General features: G+C 70.1%; 12 protein-coding genes and 1 tRNA gene. 3 read left to right on the top strand and 10 right to left on the bottom strand.

All coding sequences use genetic code 11. The features are described from left to right. Nucleotides 1-83 precede the first annotated feature (83 nt). The 3 genes from BLT78_RS00365 to BLT78_RS00355 form a co-directional block, all read right to left on the bottom strand. Nucleotides 84-1,025, bottom strand: coding sequence for an AEC family transporter (locus BLT78_RS00365; RefSeq protein WP_090347079.1), 942 nt, complete (start codon nucleotides 1,023-1,025; stop codon nucleotides 84-86). A gap of 103 nt (nucleotides 1,026-1,128) precedes the next feature. Then, nucleotides 1,129-1,689 (bottom strand): response regulator transcription factor, encoded by a 561-nt coding sequence (locus tag BLT78_RS00360; protein ID WP_090347078.1) that lies wholly within the window; start codon nucleotides 1,687-1,689, stop codon nucleotides 1,129-1,131. Between the two features lie 31 nt (nucleotides 1,690-1,720). After that, nucleotides 1,721-2,983 (bottom strand): ATP-binding protein, encoded by a 1,263-nt coding sequence (locus BLT78_RS00355; RefSeq protein WP_090347077.1) that lies wholly within the window; start codon nucleotides 2,981-2,983, stop codon nucleotides 1,721-1,723. Between the two features lie 249 nt (nucleotides 2,984-3,232). Here BLT78_RS00355 and BLT78_RS00350 point away from each other — a divergent pair, with 249 nt between their 5' ends. Further along, the gene (locus BLT78_RS00350) at nucleotides 3,233-4,000 is read left to right on the top strand and encodes an SIMPL domain-containing protein (RefSeq protein WP_090347076.1); all 768 of its coding nucleotides are present in this window, start codon (nucleotides 3,233-3,235) and stop codon (nucleotides 3,998-4,000) included. Nucleotide 4,001: 1 nt separating this feature from the next. On the opposite strand, the gene BLT78_RS00345 is transcribed toward BLT78_RS00350, so the two are convergent. The 7 genes from BLT78_RS00345 to fdnG form a co-directional block, all read right to left on the bottom strand. Further along, nucleotides 4,002-4,097 (bottom strand) — tRNA-Sec (locus BLT78_RS00345). A 40-nt stretch (nucleotides 4,098-4,137) separates the two neighbouring features. Further along, a complete protein-coding gene (selB, locus tag BLT78_RS00340) occupies nucleotides 4,138-6,060 on the bottom strand; it encodes a selenocysteine-specific translation elongation factor (protein WP_090347075.1) in 1,923 nt (640 codons plus the stop codon). Further along, nucleotides 6,057-7,463 carry an L-seryl-tRNA(Sec) selenium transferase gene (gene selA / locus BLT78_RS00335; protein ID WP_090347074.1) on the bottom strand — a complete coding sequence of 469 codons (1,407 nt, stop codon included), beginning with the start codon at nucleotides 7,461-7,463 and terminating at the stop codon, nucleotides 6,057-6,059. The genes selB and selA overlap by 4 nt, the downstream gene beginning before the upstream one ends. After that, entirely contained in the window at nucleotides 7,460-8,383 is a 924-nt protein-coding gene (fdhE, locus tag BLT78_RS00330; protein ID WP_090347073.1) for a formate dehydrogenase accessory protein FdhE, read from the bottom strand. Before fdhE ends, selA begins: the two co-directional genes overlap by 4 nt. 248 nt (nucleotides 8,384-8,631) lie before the next feature. After that, nucleotides 8,632-9,249, bottom strand: a complete 618-nt coding sequence (locus BLT78_RS00325) for a formate dehydrogenase subunit gamma (RefSeq protein WP_090347072.1) — start codon at nucleotides 9,247-9,249, stop codon at nucleotides 8,632-8,634. 95 nt (nucleotides 9,250-9,344) lie between these two features. After that, nucleotides 9,345-10,271 (bottom strand): formate dehydrogenase subunit beta, encoded by a 927-nt coding sequence (fdxH, locus tag BLT78_RS00320; protein WP_090347071.1) that lies wholly within the window; start codon nucleotides 10,269-10,271, stop codon nucleotides 9,345-9,347. A 1-nt stretch (nucleotide 10,272) separates the two neighbouring features. After that, the gene (fdnG, locus tag BLT78_RS00315; protein ID WP_157719451.1) at nucleotides 10,273-13,344 is read right to left on the bottom strand and encodes a formate dehydrogenase-N subunit alpha; all 3,072 of its coding nucleotides are present in this window, start codon (nucleotides 13,342-13,344) and stop codon (nucleotides 10,273-10,275) included. Nucleotides 13,345-13,558: 214 nt separating this feature from the next. On the opposite strand from fdnG, the gene BLT78_RS00305 reads away from it, so the two are divergent. Together BLT78_RS00305 and BLT78_RS00300 are read left to right on the top strand one after the other, a co-directional pair. Next, nucleotides 13,559-14,011 carry a DMT family transporter gene (locus BLT78_RS00305; protein WP_090347068.1) on the top strand — a complete coding sequence of 151 codons (453 nt, stop codon included), beginning with the start codon at nucleotides 13,559-13,561 and terminating at the stop codon, nucleotides 14,009-14,011. Continuing rightward, a complete protein-coding gene (locus BLT78_RS00300; RefSeq protein WP_231975663.1) occupies nucleotides 14,004-15,350 on the top strand; it encodes an MATE family efflux transporter in 1,347 nt (448 codons plus the stop codon). Before BLT78_RS00305 ends, BLT78_RS00300 begins: the two co-directional genes overlap by 8 nt. Nucleotides 15,351-15,413: the final 63 nt, after the last annotated feature.

Below are 15,413 nucleotides of genomic sequence, written 5' to 3'. Positions count from 1 at the left end.
GGACTGATGAACGATTACTACAATTCGTGTGCTTCCTTGCACACGCGGAGCACAGGACGCCCGCCTGACCGCTCAGCGCCGGGTCAGATCCAACCGCCCCACTGCAACACGAACAGGCCGAGGTTGGTGGTCAGCACCGCCAGCAGGGTGGTGATGACGATGATCGCCGCCGCCAGCCGGTGGTTGGCGCCGACGGCACGCGCCATGACGAAGCTGGCCGCCGCAGTGGGGCTGGCGAAGAACAGGAACAGGATGCCCAGCTCGGCCCGGCGAAAGCCGACCAGCCAGGCTCCCAGGGTGGCCAGCGCCGGCAGCCAGAGCATCTTCATCAGGCTGGCGCTCAGCGCCAGGGCGCTGCTGGCGCGCAGCGAAGCCAGCGACAGACTGCCGCCGATGCAGATCAGCGCCAGCGGCAGGGTCAGCTGGGCCAGGTACTCGCCCGAGGTGGTCAGCCACACCGGCAGGCGCACCTGCCACCAGGCGAAGGGGATCGCCACCAGCACGCCGAGAATCAGCGGATTGCGCAGGATGCTCTTGCCGATGCCCCACACGCTGGTCTTGCCGTTGGGGTTGTAGACCTCCAGCACCAGCACGGCAAGACTGTTGTAGAGCAGGATCACCAGGCCGCTGAGCACCCCGCCCAGCGACAGCCCGTAATCACCGTACAGACTGGTGGCCAACGCCAGGCCGACGATGCCGTTGTTGCCGCGGAACGCGCCCTGCACGTAGACACCCCGCTCGGCCTGCGGCACCCGCCACAGCGCCCAGCCCCAGGCGAGCAGGAAGCAGACCAGGGTGGCCAGGGCGAAGTAACCGAGCAGCGCCGGCTGCAGCGCCACCTCGAGGTCGGCATGCAGGATGGCGAGGAACAGCATCACCGGCATGCAGACGTTGAACACCAGCCCGCTGGCGGTGTGGATGAAATGCTCGTCGATCTGCCCGAGGCGCCTGAGCAGCATGCCGAGGAACAGCATGGAGAACACCGGGAGGGTTACGTACAGCGTCTGCAGGAAGAGGGAGAGCATGCGATGCCCCGCTGGCGAGAGGGCGCCAATGATAGCGGGAGCACGCGGACAAGGCTCGCGCCGGACGCCTCGGCGGCGTCCGGCGCGCGGCAGGGGGGCGTCCTCAGCGCCGCACGGGGCGCTTCTGCAGCTTGCGTTGCAGGGTACGGCGGTGCATGCCGAGGGCGCGGGCGGTGGCGGAGATGTTGCCGTCGTGCTCGTTGAGCACGCGCTGGATGTGCTCCCACTGCAGACGGTCCACCGACATCGGGTTGTCCGGCACCAGGCTGTCGAGGTCGGCGTGCTCGGAGAGCAGCGCGGCCAGCACGTCGTCGGCATCGGCCGGCTTGCACAGGTAGTTGCAGGCGCCGCGCTTGATCGCCTCCACCGCGGTGGCGATGCTCGAGTAGCCGGTGAGGATCACCACGCGCATCTCGCTGTCCAGCTCGAGCAGCTTGGGCAGCAGCACCAGACCGGAGTCGCCGCCCATCTTCAGGTCGAGCACGGCGAAGTCGGGGGTATCGCGCTCGGCCAGGGCCAGGCCGTCCTCGGCCGAACTGGCCACCGATACGCGCATACCGCGCCGGCTCATGGCGCGGGCCAGCACGCGGGTGAAGGTCTCGTCGTCGTCGACCAGCAACAGATGCGGCTGCTCTTCCGCATCGAACAGGGCTTCTTCGCTCATCTCATTCCTCGCACAAGGCAAAAGCCGGCGCTCAGGCGACGCCGTAATTGCGCGGCAGACGCAACTCGGTCAGCGTGCCGCCTTCTTCGTGATTGTAAAGTTTCACTGTACCACCGACACGGGTCACGCTGGCCTGACTGAGGAACAGACCGAGGCCGAAGCCTTTGCCCTTGCTCTTGGTGGTGAAGAACGGCTTGCCGAGCTGTTCGGCAATCGCCAGCGGCACCCCGAGGCCATGGTCGCGGATGCTCAGGCAGATCTCCCGCGCGTCCCAGTCCAGACGGATATCCAGGTTGTCCGGGCAGGCATCGGCGGCATTGTTCAGCAGGTTGAGCAGTGCCTGGCTGAGGTCGGTCGGCGGCATCAGCCGCGGTGGCGCGCCGACGCCCAGGCACTGGTAGCGATAGGTGGCCTCCGGGCGCATCAGGTGCCAGCGCTGCAGCACCGCCTCCAGCCACTCGCTGGCGGTCTGCTCGACGATCGACTGGCGCCGCTCGGCTTCGGCGGCGCGCACCAGCTGCTGCAGGGTGTCCTTGCACAGCTTGACCTGCTCCTGCAGCAGGGCGAGATCCTCCTGCAGCGCCGGCTGGTCGCGATGCTCCAGGCGCAGCTCGTTGAGCAGCACGCTCATGGTCGACAGCGGCGTGCCCAGCTCGTGGGCGGCGCCGGCGGCCTGGGCGGCGACGGCGAGCAGCTGCTGGTCGCGCATGCCTTCCTCGCGGCGCTGGGCGCGCAGCTGCTCCTGGCGCCGCAACTCCTCGGCCATCTTGGCGACGAAGAAGGTGATCAGCCCGGCGGCGAGGGCGAAACTCAGCCACATGCCGTAGACCAGCAGGCTCTCGCGCGGCCCGGGCGGCATGTCCAGCGGGTGCGACCAGACCAGCAGCAGGGTGTAGCTGGCCAACGCCAGGCCGGCGAGTATCAGGGTGTGCAGCCAGGGCAGGGTCGCCGCAGCGATGGTCAGCGGCACCAGGTAGTAGGAAACGAAGGGATTGCTCGAACCGCCGGTGTAGTACAGCAGCACGCTGTGGATCACCAGGTCGCAGCCGAGCTGGATCGCGTACTCCAGCTCGGTGACCGGCCAGGAGGCACGCAGGCGCAGGGCGGTGAAGATGCTGAGCAGCCCCGACACGGCCAGGGTGATGCCCAGCTCGGTCCACGGCAGCGGCAGGCGGTCCGACCACCAGGCGAAGCCGACCGAGCCGGCCTGGGCGGCCAGCACGAGCAGGCGGATGAGGACCAGCCGGGCGAGGTTCTGCAGGCTGGCTGAGAAGAGCTGGACGGGTGCTTGCATAAGGCTTCCGAAAATCGGCGCGAGTATAACCAGAGCGGCCTCCCGAAAACTGCGGCAAATACGCGCGGCACCCTCGCCCATGGGGCATCATGCCGCGACCGTGAGTGCGCTGGACGGTCTTCCTTGTCGTTGGCGCGCGAAATTCCGCTCAGGCCGGTCGCCTCCCGCGAGGAACTGCCCATGCCTGCCCGGTTCTAATTGGAGATCGCCAGCTATCCTTGCCTGGCCCCCTCATCGACAGGAGTCACCATGTTGCCAGTGCAACGCTTCGCCGCCCTCCTCGCCCTCGGCGCCAGCCTGAGTATCTCCCAGCTGCAGGCCGCTGAGCAGCCCCTCTACAACCAGATCAGCCTGCGCGCCGAGGTCAGCCGCGAGGTAGCCCACGACCGCATGCACGTCACCCTGTACAGCGAAGAGCAGGACGCCGATCCGGCCAGGCTGGCGGCGCGGATCACCGACAGCCTCAACCGCGCCGTGGCGCGCGCCCGCACGGTCAAACCAGTCAAGATCAGCCAAGGCAGCCGGCACAGCTACCCGGTCTACGACGACAAGGGGCGCAAGGTGGTGGCCTGGCGCGAACGTGCCGAACTGCGCCTGGAAAGCGCCGACTTCGCCGCGCTGGCCAAGCTGAGCGGCGAGCTGCTCGACAACCTGCAGATGGCCGACATGCACTTCAGCCTGTCCGCCGACGGTCGCAAGCAGCACGAGGATCAATTGCTCGAGCAGGCGGTGGCCGCCTTCAGGGCCCGCGCCCAGCTGGTCAGCGAGGCGATGGGCGCCAGCGGTTATCGCCTGGTGCGCCTCGACCTCGACAGCCGCGGCGGCCAGCGCCCACCGCTGATGCCGATGGCGGCGATGAAGGACATGCGCATGGCGGAAAGCGCCCCGGTGCCGCAGATCGAGGGCGGCAACAGCGAACTGGAGGTGAGCGCCAGCGGAGTGATCGAGGTCCAGCTGAACGCGACGCCGGCCTCCGCCGGCGTCCGCCAGGCGCCGGCGGTGCCGGACGCACGGTGAATGGCGGAAGGCAGTGAGAGTCGAACTCACCCGGGAACGGCTGCCGTCCCCAACCGGGTTTGAAGCCCGGCCGCGCCACCGGGCGCGATTGCCTTCCGTGTCTCGCGGGCGGCGTGCGCAGGGCACGCGGCGGTAACTCATGCGGCGACCGGCCGGGATACCTGGGCCAGCGCATTGTCGTGCCGCACCCGGCGCTCGTTGCCGCAGCGCCGGGTCAGACCGACCCTGTCGAAGTGCTCGAGGATCTGCACGCAGCGCTTGCGGCCGATGCCGAGGCGGTCGCGGAAGTCGATGACCCGGATCATCCCCATCTGCGCCTCCAGCTGCAAGACCACCTGCGCCAGCTGCTGCAGGGTTTCCAGCGGATAGAACAGATCCCTGACCACCTGTTGCAGCAGGCCGAGACGCGCCAGCTTGCGCAGCAGCAGGCGCATCGCCCCCTCCTCCACGTTCAGCTCCGCCGCCAGCTCGCGCACCCAGGGCGGATCGAAACCGCCCTCCAGCAGCAACGGCCAGATCTGCGTGCGCAGTCTCTCGTCGCTCTCGCCGAGCTGCACGCGATGCGCCGCCAGGTGCAGCCAGGGACCGCTGGCCTGTACGCTGCCGCGCGCCAGCGCCTGGTCGAGCAGGGCGACGAACAGCGGCCGCTCCAGTTCGGCGAAGGCGTAGCGGCGCAGACGGTCGCGGTCGGGGCCGAGTTCGTCGGGCTGCTCTTCGTGGAAGCGCGCCAGCGCCGCCAGCAGCTGCTCGCCGAGCGCCAGCCAGCGCGCCTCGGGAAGCAGGCGCAGACCGCCGCGGGTGGCGATCTCCAGCACCCGCGCCGGCATCCGCCACAACGCGCGCGGGCGGTTGAACTGGCGCTCCAGCGCCTGCGGGTCGATGCCGTCGAGCGCCGTCTCCAGCAACTGCGGCAACGCCTGCTCCAGGCCGCCGGCGCGCAGCGCGGCGAGCTGGGCGAGGCGCTGCGGCGTGCGCCGCTGGCGGGCCGGGGCGAACGGGTCGAGCACCCGCCCGCCGCCCAGGGTGCGCTGCGCCGACTGATCGCGCAGCACCAGCGCGTCGCCGTGCACGGCGTGCAGCGGCGCGTTGAGCACCAGCTGGGCGAACGCCCGCGCCCCCGGTGCCAGGCTGTCGCCCTCGAGCAAGGCGACCCGGCCGGTGACATCGGCGGCGCCCAGATGCACGTGCACGGGGGTCCAGTGCGGCAGTGCGCGCGCCTCGCCGGGCAGCAGGCGCAGGTCGATATCGATGCGCGTGGTCGGCGCGTGCAGTGCGGCGCCGAGCAGCCAGTCGCCGCGATGCAGCAGCTCAACGGCCAGCCGCTCGCCGGCGAGGTTCAGCGCCACCCGCTGGCCGGCGCAGGCGGCCATGGCCTCGCGGTTCTGCGCATGCAGGCCGCGCACCCGCACGCGGCGCCCGCTCGGGCTGAGCAGCAGCTCGTCGCCCACCGCCACCCGCCCGGCCAGCGCGGTGCCGGTAACCACCACGCCGGCGCCGGCGACGCTGAAGGCGCGGTCGATGGCCAGGCGGAAATGGCCGTCGGCGGCGCGCGCCGCCACCGCCCGCGCCTCGGCGAGCAGCGCCGCGCGCAGCGCCTCCAGGCCCGCGCCGCTGACGCTGGACACCGGCAGCAGCGGAGCCTCGGCATAGGGGCCGTCGGCCAGCAGGCAGGCCACCTGCTGCTCCACCTGTGCCAGGCGCGCCGGCTCGACGCGATCGCTCTTGGTCAGCGCCACCAGGGCGCGCGGAATGCCGAGCAGCGTGACTATGGCCAGGTGCTCGCGGGTCTGCGGCATCACCCCGTCGTCGGCGGCCACCGCCAGCAGCACGCAGTCGATGCCGCCGGCCCCGGCCAGCATGTTGTGCACGAAGCGCTCGTGGCCGGGCACGTCGATGAAACCGGTCAAGGCACCATCGCCCAGATCCGCATAGCTGTAGCCCAGATCGATGGTGATGCCGCGTTCGCGCTCCTCGCGGCGGCGGTCGCCGGCCGTCCCGGTCAGCGCGCGCAGCAGCGCGGTCTTGCCGTGGTCGATGTGCCCGGCAGTGCCGACGATCACGACGCGACTCCGGCCAGTTGCGCCAGCTGGGCGACGAAGGCCGGCTCGTCGTCGAGCTGGCGCAGGTCGAGCCACAGGGCGTCGTCGTCGAGACGGCCGATCACCGGCAGCGGCAGCAGGCGCAGCGCCTCCTCCAGCTGGCGCAGGGCGCGGCCGCGCAGGCGCCTGGGCTGCACGGGACGCAGGCACAGCGCGGCGCTGGGCAGACGCGCCACCGGCTGGGCGCCGCTGCCGATCATGCCCAGCGCGTCCGCGACGCTCACCTGCCAGCTCGGCCCCAGGGCGGCCTGCAGCTGCGGCTCCAGGCGCTCGGCCTGGGCGCGGATCTCCGCCTGCGGGCGGCTGAGCAGGCGCAGGGTCGGCAGCCGCTCGGCGAGACGCTCGGGATAGCGGTACAGGCCGAGCACCGCCTCCAGCGCGGCGAGGGTCAGCTTGTCGACGCGCAGGGCACGCTTGAGCGGATGCTTCTTGATCTTGGCAATCAGCTCGCGCCGGCCGACGATGATCCCCGCCTGCGGGCCGCCGAGCAGCTTGTCGCCGCTGAAGGTGACGATATCGGCGCCGGCGGCCAGCGCCTCCTGCACGGTCGGCTCGGCCGGCAGCCCCCAGCGGGTCAGGTCGACCAGGGTGCCGCTGCCCAGGTCCTCGAGCAGCGGCAGGCCGTGGCCGTGGGCGATGGCCGCCAGCTGCCCGGTGGCCACGCTGGCGGTGAAGCCCTGCACGCAGTAGTTGCTGGTGTGCACACGCATCAGCAGGCCGCTGCGCGGACCGATGGCCGCCTGGTAGTCGCGCGCATGGGTGCGGTTGGTGGTGCCGACCTCGACCAGCTTCACTCCCGCGCGGGCCATGATGTCGGGGATGCGGAAGGCGCCGCCGATCTCGATCAGCTCGCCGCGCGAGATGATGCCCTCCTTGCGCGCGCCGAGCGCGGCCAGCGCCAGCAGCACGGCGGCGGCGTTGTTGTTGACCACGGTGACCGCCTCGGCGCCGGTCAGCTCGCGCAGCAGGCCCTCGACCAGCTCGTCGCGGTCGCCGCGCCGGCCGCTGGCCAGGTCGTACTCGAGGTTGAGCGGATAGCGCGCGGCCTCCACCACCGCGTCGATCGCTGCCTGAGGCAGCAGGGCGCGGCCGAGGTTGGTGTGCAGCACGGTGCCGGTGAGGTTGAACACCCGGCGCACACGGCTCTGGTGGCGCGCGGCCAGACGCTCGCCGACGCGCCCGGCGAGCACCGCCTCGGAGAGTTCGACCTCCGCCAACTGGCCATGGCGGGCCGGCTCGCGCAGCTCGTCGAGCAGGTCGCGCAGGGTGGCGAGCAGCGCCTCACGGCCATAGCGGCGCTGCAGCGGTTCCACCGCCGGGCTGCGCAGCAGCCTGTCCACCGAGGGCAGGCGCAGGGCGGTCATCCCTCGCCCCCCGGGATCAGCAGCAGGTTGGGCGCCTGGCGCAGGTAGCCGGCGCCGTCCAGCAGCAGGTCGAGGTCGAGGCTGGCCAGGTCGGCGGACAGCGCCTCGCCGGCCGGCTCCAGCTCCAGGTAGAGCTGCTTGAGGTAGTGGCGGCACTCCGGGCAAGCCTCGGCGCGCACGCCATGCGGCGAGTGATCGAGGTGCAGATGATCGAGGCGCTTGGTGCTGCGGCAGTGGCTGCACTTGAGACGCACGTAGTGCCATTCGCAGGCGCACAGCGAGCAGACCAGGTAGCGCAGGCCGTTGCGCGAACCCTGGCCGTGGATCACCCCGGCCACCGGCAGAGCGCCGCAGGCCGGACAGGTCTGCTGGTCCTCGACCTCGACGACGGCGGACAGGTCGAGGCCGAGCAGCCAGTGGCTCCAGGCCAGTTGCAGGGCGGCGCCGACGAAGGGCGCCACGCCGGCCGGCACGCTGGCGAACTGACCATCGAGCAGCGCCACGCCCCAGGCCTTGCGCTGGCCGGCGGCGGCGCCACGCAGCTGGTCGAGGGCGGCATCCAGCGCCGGATTGGCCGGCTCGGGCGGCACGAAGGCGGCCAGCCAGGCGTCGAGCAGCGCCAGCCAGGCGTCTTCGCGCACCAGGCTGTCGGCAGCCAGCGGCGGCATGCCGTGGGCGATGGCCTGGGCGCAGCGCTCGGGATCGGGGGATTGCAGTGCAGGCGGCGCATCCAGAACTTGCTGCTGGGCGCGGCACACGGCGGCGAGCAGACGCAGGTAATCGCCCAGCGCATGGCCCTCGGCGAGATGGGCGAGGCGTTCGGCGCGCAGGGCGAACAGGTTGCGCGGCGGCAACTGGAGAAACGCGGGCTTGCTGGCGGCGGCGGCGATCTGGCCGGGCTCGAGAATGGTGCCTGACACGCAGGACTCCTTCTGGGCTTGTTGTGATTTTTCGGGGCCTGAAAGGAAGCGTAGACGTTGAGGGCGGGATTGCACGTCCGCCCCTGGGCCTGGTGGACAAGACCTGCGGTCGTTGTCCACCCTACCCGGCTCGGGCATGCACGTCTGCGGCATTGCCCGTGGTCACAGGGTTGGCCAGCGATGGTGCGCACGGCGCACCCTACGCAGTGGATTGCCCCGCCGTAGGGTGCGCCATGCGCACCGCTGGCCTACTTGCGGCCGATCTCCTTGAACCAGCCCGGATGGTGCTTGCGCGCCCAGGCGCGGCTGACCTTGCCGGTGAGCATGGCGCCCACCGAACCCTTGACCCAGATGGCGGCGTAGACGTGCACGATGATGCTGGTGACCAGCACGAAGGCCGCCAGGGCATGCGCCAGCGCGGCCAGGCGGATCAGCTCGATGCCGAACACATGGCCGAAGTACTGCCGCCAGATGACGATGCCGCTGGCCAGCAGCACCAGCATGCACAGCACCAGCACCCAGAACAGCAGTTTCTGCCCGGCGTTGTAGCGGCCGACTTCCGGCAGCTTGTCCTCGCGGTTGTTGAGCACATCGCCCATCTGGCCGAGCCACTGGCGGTCGTTGGCGTTCAGGCGGTTATGGTGGGCGAAGCGCAGCGCCATGATCAGGAACAGCGCGAACATCGCCAGGCCGAGGAAGGGGTGCAGGATGCGCGTCCACACCCCGCCGCCGAACAGCCCGGACAGCCAGAACAGTGCCGGATGGAACAGCGCCAGCCCGGACAGCCCGGCGAGGACGAACAGGATGGCCACGGCCCAGTGATTGGACCGCTCCGAAGGGGTGTAGCGCTGGATCTCGTGTTTCATGCTTGGCTCCCGGAAGAAGTCGGCGTGGCGCCGGCCCCCTCACCCCGACCCTCTCCCCGCGGGGAGAGGGGGATGCGTGAGTGTGCTGCCCAGCTTCAGGGCTGCTTGTTCGGATCCACCACGTGCACCGACGGATCGACCTGATGTACCGTCGGCTCGCCGGGGTCCTCCTCCTCGTCGACCTTGTTCGGCCCGACCCGCACGTAGTGGAAGAAACCGGCCAGCACGGTGGCGCCCATGGCCAGCAGCGCCAGCGGCTTGGCGATGCCCTTCCACAGGCTGACCAGCGGGCTGATCACCGGCTGATCGGGCAGTCCCGCGTACAGCGACGGCTGATCGGCGTGGTGCAGCACGTACATCACGTGGGTGCCGCCGACGCCGTCCGGGTCGTACAGCCCGGCCTGGTCGAAGCCGCGTTCCTTGAGGTCGGCGATGCGCCCGGCGGCATGCACCTGCATGTCCTCCTTGCTGCCGAACACGATGGCGCCGGTCGGGCAGGTCTTCACGCAGGCCGGCTCCAGGCCCACGGCCACGCGGTCGGAACACAAGGTGCACTTGTAGGCCTTGTGGTCCTTCTGCGAGATGCGCGGGATGTCGAACGGGCAGCCGGTGATGCAGTAGCCACAGCCGATGCACTTGTCCTGGTTGAAGTCGACGATGCCGTTGGCGTACTTGACGATCGCTCCCGGGCTTGGACAGGCCTTGAGGCAGCCGGGGTCGGCGCAATGCATGCAGCCGTCCTTGCGGATCAGCCATTCGAGGTTGCCGGTTCCGGGGTTCTCGTACTCGGTGAAACGCATCAACGTCCAGGAGTCGGCGCTGAGGTCGTTGGGGTTGTCGTAGGTGCCGGCGTTGCCGCCGACCTGGTCGCGCAGCTCGTTCCACTCCGAGCAGGCCACCTGGCAGGCCTTGCAGCCGATGCACTTGGAGGTATCGATCAGCTTGGCCACCTCGCCGACCTGGCGAACCTGCGGCATCGGCGTGGTGGTGGCGGAACGGGCGATGATGTCTTGGCTGGCCATGTCACACCTTCTCCACGTTCACGAGGAACGACTTGAACTCCGGCGTCTGCGTGTTGCCGTCGCCGACGAAGGGCGTCAGGGTGTTGGTGATGAAGCCGTTCTTGGCCACCCCGGTGAAGCCCCAGTGGATCGGGATGCCGACGTGGTGCACGATCTTGCCGTCCACCGTCAGCGGCCGCAGGCGCTTGGTCACCACCGCCACCGCCTTGATGTAGCCGCGGTTGGAGGACACCCTGACGCGGTCGCCGGCCTTGATGCCCAGCTCCTTCGCCAGCGTTTCGCCGATCTCGACGAACTGCTCGGGCTGGGTGATGGCGGCGAGCCGGCAGTGCTTGGTCCAGTAGTGGAAGTGCTCGGTGAGCCGGTAGGTGGTGGCGGCGTAGGGGAATTCCTCCGCCTTGCCGAACAGCTCCAGGTCGTTCTTGAACACCCGTGCCGCCGGATTGCTCACCGCCTGGGCGTTGCCATGCAGCGGGTTGCGCCCGATCGGCGTCTCGAACGGCTCGTAGTGCTCGGGGAACGGCCCTTCGGCCATCCGGTCGACGGCGAAGAAGCGCGCCACCCCTTCGGGGTTCATGATGAACGGGTTCATGCCGTCTTCCGGTGCCGAGTCGGCCTTGAAGTCGGGCACGTCGGTGCCACCCCAGCTCTTGCCGTTCCACCACACCAGGCGCTTCTTCACCGGATCCCACGGCCGGCCCGAAGGATCGGCCGAGGCGCGGTTGTAGAGGATGCGCCGGTTGGCCGGCCAGGCCCAGGCCCAGCCGAGGGTCTGGCCCATGCCGTAGGGGTCGGCGTTGTCGCGCCGCGCCATCTGGTTGCCGGCCTGCGTCCAGCTGCCGCTGAAGATCCAGCAGCCGCTGGCGGTCGTGCCGTCGGCGCGCAGTTGGGCGAAACCGGCCAGCTGTTCGCCGGCCCTGGCCAGCACGGCGCCGCTGGCAGGATCCGAGACGTCGGCCAGCGCCTTGCCGCTGAACTCGCGGGCCAGTTCGTCCGGCCCCGGCTCATCCGGGCGCAAGTAGGACCAGTCGAGATTAAGGATCGGCGCGGCGAAGGCGCCACCCTCCTTCTGGTACAGCTCGCGCAGACGGTGGAACAGCCCGGCCATGATGGCGATGTCGGTGCGCGCCTCGCCCGGCGGTTCGGCGGCCTTCCAGTGCCACTGCAGCCAGCGTCCGCTGTTGACCAGGGAGCCGTCCTCCTCGGCGAAACAGGTGGTCGGCAGGCGGAACACCGTGGTCTGGATGCTCGCCGTGTCGACGTCGTTGAACTCGCCGGCGTTGCGCCAGAACTCCGAGGTGTCGGTGACCAGCGGGTCCATGATCACCAGGTACTTGAGCCTGGCCAGCGCCGCGCCGACCTTGGCCTTGTTGGGGAAGGCGGCGATCGGGTTGAAGCCCTGGCAGAAGTAGCCGTTGATCTGCCCCTGGAACATCATGTCGAACACCTTGAGCACGTCGTAGCCGGGCACGTCCAGCTTGGGCAGCCAGTGGTAGGCCCAGTCGTTCTCCGCCGTGGCGGCCTTGCCGAACCAGGCCTTCATCAGGCTGACGTGGAACTTCTCGTAGTTCTGCCAGTAGGACAGCTGCCCCGGGCGCAGCGGTTTCTGCGTGCGTTTGGCGATGTAGCCGGCGTAGTCCTGCTCGGCGTCGCCGGCCAGGGTCAGGTAGCCGGGCAGCAGGTTCGACAGCAGGCCCAGGTCGGTGAGGCCCTGGATGTTGGAGTGGCCGCGCAGGGCGTTCATGCCGCCGCCGGGCATGCCGATGTTGCCGAGCAGCAACTGCACCATGGCACCGGTACGGATCATCTGCGAGCCCACGCTGTGCTGGGTCCAGCCGAGGGCGTACATGATGGTCATCGCCTTGCCGGGCGCCGAGGTTTCGGCGATGGCCTCCCAGACCTTGAGCATGGTTTCCTGCGGCGTGCCGCAGATGCTGCTGACCAGCTCCGGGGTGTAGCGGCTGTAGTGCTGCCTGAGCAGGTTGTAGACGCAGCGCGGATGGCTGAGGGTCGGGTCGACCATCGCGTAGCCGTCCGCGCCGATCTCGTAGCCCCAGGCGGACTTGTCCGGGTAGCCGCGCCTGTCCGCGTCGTAGCCGTTGAACAGGCCGTCCGCGAAGGCGAAGCCCTCCTTCACCACGAACGCCAGGTCGGTGTAGTTGCGCACGTATTCGTGCTGGATCCTGTCGTTCTCCAGCAGGTAGTTGATCAGCCCGCCGAGGAAGGCGATGTCCGTGCCGGTGCGGATCGGCGCGTACAGGTCGGCCACCGAGGCGGAACGGTTGAAGCGCGGGTCGACCACGATCAGGCGCGCCTTGTTGTGCGCCTTCGCTTCGGTCACCCACTTGAAGCCGCAGGGGTGGGCTTCGGCGGCGTTGCCGCCCATGATCAAAACCAGGTCCGCATTCTTGATGTCGGACCAGTGATTGGTCATGGCGCCACGGCCAAACGTCGGGGCAAGACCTGCCACCGTCGGGCCGTGTCAGACACGCGCCTGGTTGTCGAACGCCAGCATGCCCAGCGAACGCACCACCTTGTGGGTGATGTAGCCCGCTTCGTTGGAGGACGCCGAGGCGGCGAGGAAGCCGGTGGTCAGCCAGCGGTTGACCGTCTGCCCGCTCGCATTCCGCTCGACGAAGTTGGCGTCGCGGTCATCCTTCATCAGCCGGGCGATGCGCTCCAGCGCCTCGTCCCAGCCGATGCGCTTCCACGCGTTGCTGCCGGCTTCGCGCACCTCGGGGTATCTGAGGCGGTTGGGGCTGTGCACGAAGTCGAGCAGGCCGGCGCCCTTCGGGCACAGGGTGCCGCGGTTGACCGGGTGGTCGGCGTCGCCCTCGATGTGGATGATTTCCTGGACCACGTTCTTGCCGCCATCACCACGGCTGTACATGATCAGGCCACAGCCGACCGAGCAGTACGGGCAGGTGTTGCGGGTCTCGCGGGTGCTGGCCAGCTTGAAGTGGCGGATCGTCTCGGCGTAGGCCGGCGGTGGCGCCATGCCCAGAGCCGCCAGGCTCGAGGCTCCCAGGCCGACACCGCAGACCTTGAAGAATTGCCGACGGTTCATGTCCATCGTGCGCTCCTCATCAGGCAGGGAAAGATCGCCCGGGCCGACCGGGCGACCTGTAACGTCTTAACCATAGACCAGCCTGCCGGGCCTTCCAGTGCGCCAGGCATCCGCCCCGGCAACGCTCGCGCCGGACGCCCGCCAGGCAGGCTGCGCAGCGCGGTGCAGAGGGCGGATTGCGGCATACTATGGCGCCCTACCATCCGCCCTGGAGTCGCCCATGTCCTTCCCCAGCTGGCTGCTGCTCGCCCTGCCGCTGCTCTCCGGCGCCATGATGCCCGTGCAGGCGGGGGTCAACGCCCAGCTGGCGCAGCGCATCGACAGCGTGCTGGCCGCCTCGCTGATCTCCTTCGTGGTCGGCAGCCTGGCCCTGCTGTTCATCACCCTCGCCCAGCGCGAGCTGCCCACGAGCCTGACGCCGTTTCGCGGGCTGAGCTGGTGGCACTGGACCGGCGGCCTGCTCGGCGTACTGTTCGTGGTCAGCGCTGCCTTCGCCGCGCCGCGCATCGGCGCCCTGCTGTTCATGTCGCTGATCCTCGCCGGCCAGCTGACGGCTGCCGTGGTGCTCGACCACTTCGGCTGGGCCGGCTTTCCGCAGTCGTCGCTGAGCCTGGGCAAGGTCGCCGGCCTGGTGCTGATCGTCGCCGGGGTGTGGCTGATCCGTCGTGGTTGAGAGCTGGCGCGACGCCTGGCGCCACGCCCCCACCCAGCGCCGGGTGTGGGCGCTGGCCGGGCCGATGATCCTCTCCAACCTGTCGGTGCCGCTGGTGGCGCTGGTCGACAGCGCGGTGGTCGGCCACCTGCCGCACGCCCACCAGCTCGGCGCCGCCGCGGTCGGCGGCAGCCTGTACAGCCTGCTGGTGTGGACCTTCGGCTTCCTGCGCATGGGCACCACCGGCTTCGCCGCCCAGGCCAGCGGGCGCGGCGACGGCGGCGCGCTGCGCACCCTGCTGATCCAGGGCCTGCTGCTGGCCGGACTGTTGGCCCTGCTGTGCAGCCTGCTGGCGCTGCCGCTGCTCCCGGCGCTGCTCGGCCTGATGCAGCCGGGCGCCGAACTGGATGCCCTGGCCCGCGACTACCTGCACATCCGCCTGCTCGGCCTGCCCGCCGCGCTGGCCAGCTACGCGCTGATCGGCTGGCTGCTCGGCAGCCAGAACGCCCGCGCGCCGCTGGCCATGCTGCTCGTCGCCAACCTGCTCAACGTCGCGCTCGACCTGTGGTTCGTGCTCGGCCTCGGCTGGGGCGTGGCCGGCGCCGCCTGGGCCTCGGTGCTCGCCGAGTGGAGCGGCGCGCTGCTCGGCCTTTGGCTCGCCCGCCGCCGCCTGGGCGAATACGCCGGCCGTGCCGACTGGCCGGCGCTGCGCCGCTGGGCCGCCTGGCGACCGCTGCTGGCGGTCAACCGCGACATCCTGCTGCGTACCCTGGCGCTGCAGAGCGTGTTCTTCCTGATGACCGTGCAGGGTACCCGCCTGGGCGACGCCACGGTGGCGGCCAATGCCCTGCTGCTCAACGGTCTGCTGCTCACCGCGCACGCCCTCGATGGCCTGGCCCATGCCGTCGAGGCGCTGTGCGGCCACGCCCTGGGCGCGCGCGACCGCCTGGCGCTGCGCCGCAGCTTGTGGGTGGCAGGGCTCTGGTCGTTGCTCGCCAGCCTCGCCTTCGCTGCCTTCTTCCTGCTCGCCGGCACCTGGTTCGTCGGCCTGCAGACCGACATCGCCGCGGTGCGCGCCATCGCCCACGCCCATCTGCCGTTCCTCGCCGCCCTGCCGCTGCTGGCGGTGTGGAGCTACCTGCTCGACGGCCTGTTCATCGGCGCCACCCGGGCGCGGGAGATGCGCGACGCCATGCTGCTGGCGCTGGCCCTCGCCCTGCCACTGGCCTGGTGGCTGCAGGAATTGGCCAACGCCGGGCTGTGGCTGGCCTTCCTCGCCTTCATGGCACTGCGCAGCCTGATCCTCGGCGCCTGCGCCTGGCGCATCGCGCGGCGCGGCGGCTGGATCGCAGTGTTGTAGGTTGGCCGGTGCGCGCGGCGCAGGCCCCGTACGGGAGGGTGCGCCGTGCGCACCGCTGGGCCA

Source organism: Pseudomonas oryzae (assembly GCF_900104805.1).
Lineage (GTDB): Bacteria > Pseudomonadota > Gammaproteobacteria > Pseudomonadales > Pseudomonadaceae > Geopseudomonas > Geopseudomonas oryzae.
This window is presented reverse-complemented; position numbering and strand designations above follow the sequence as displayed.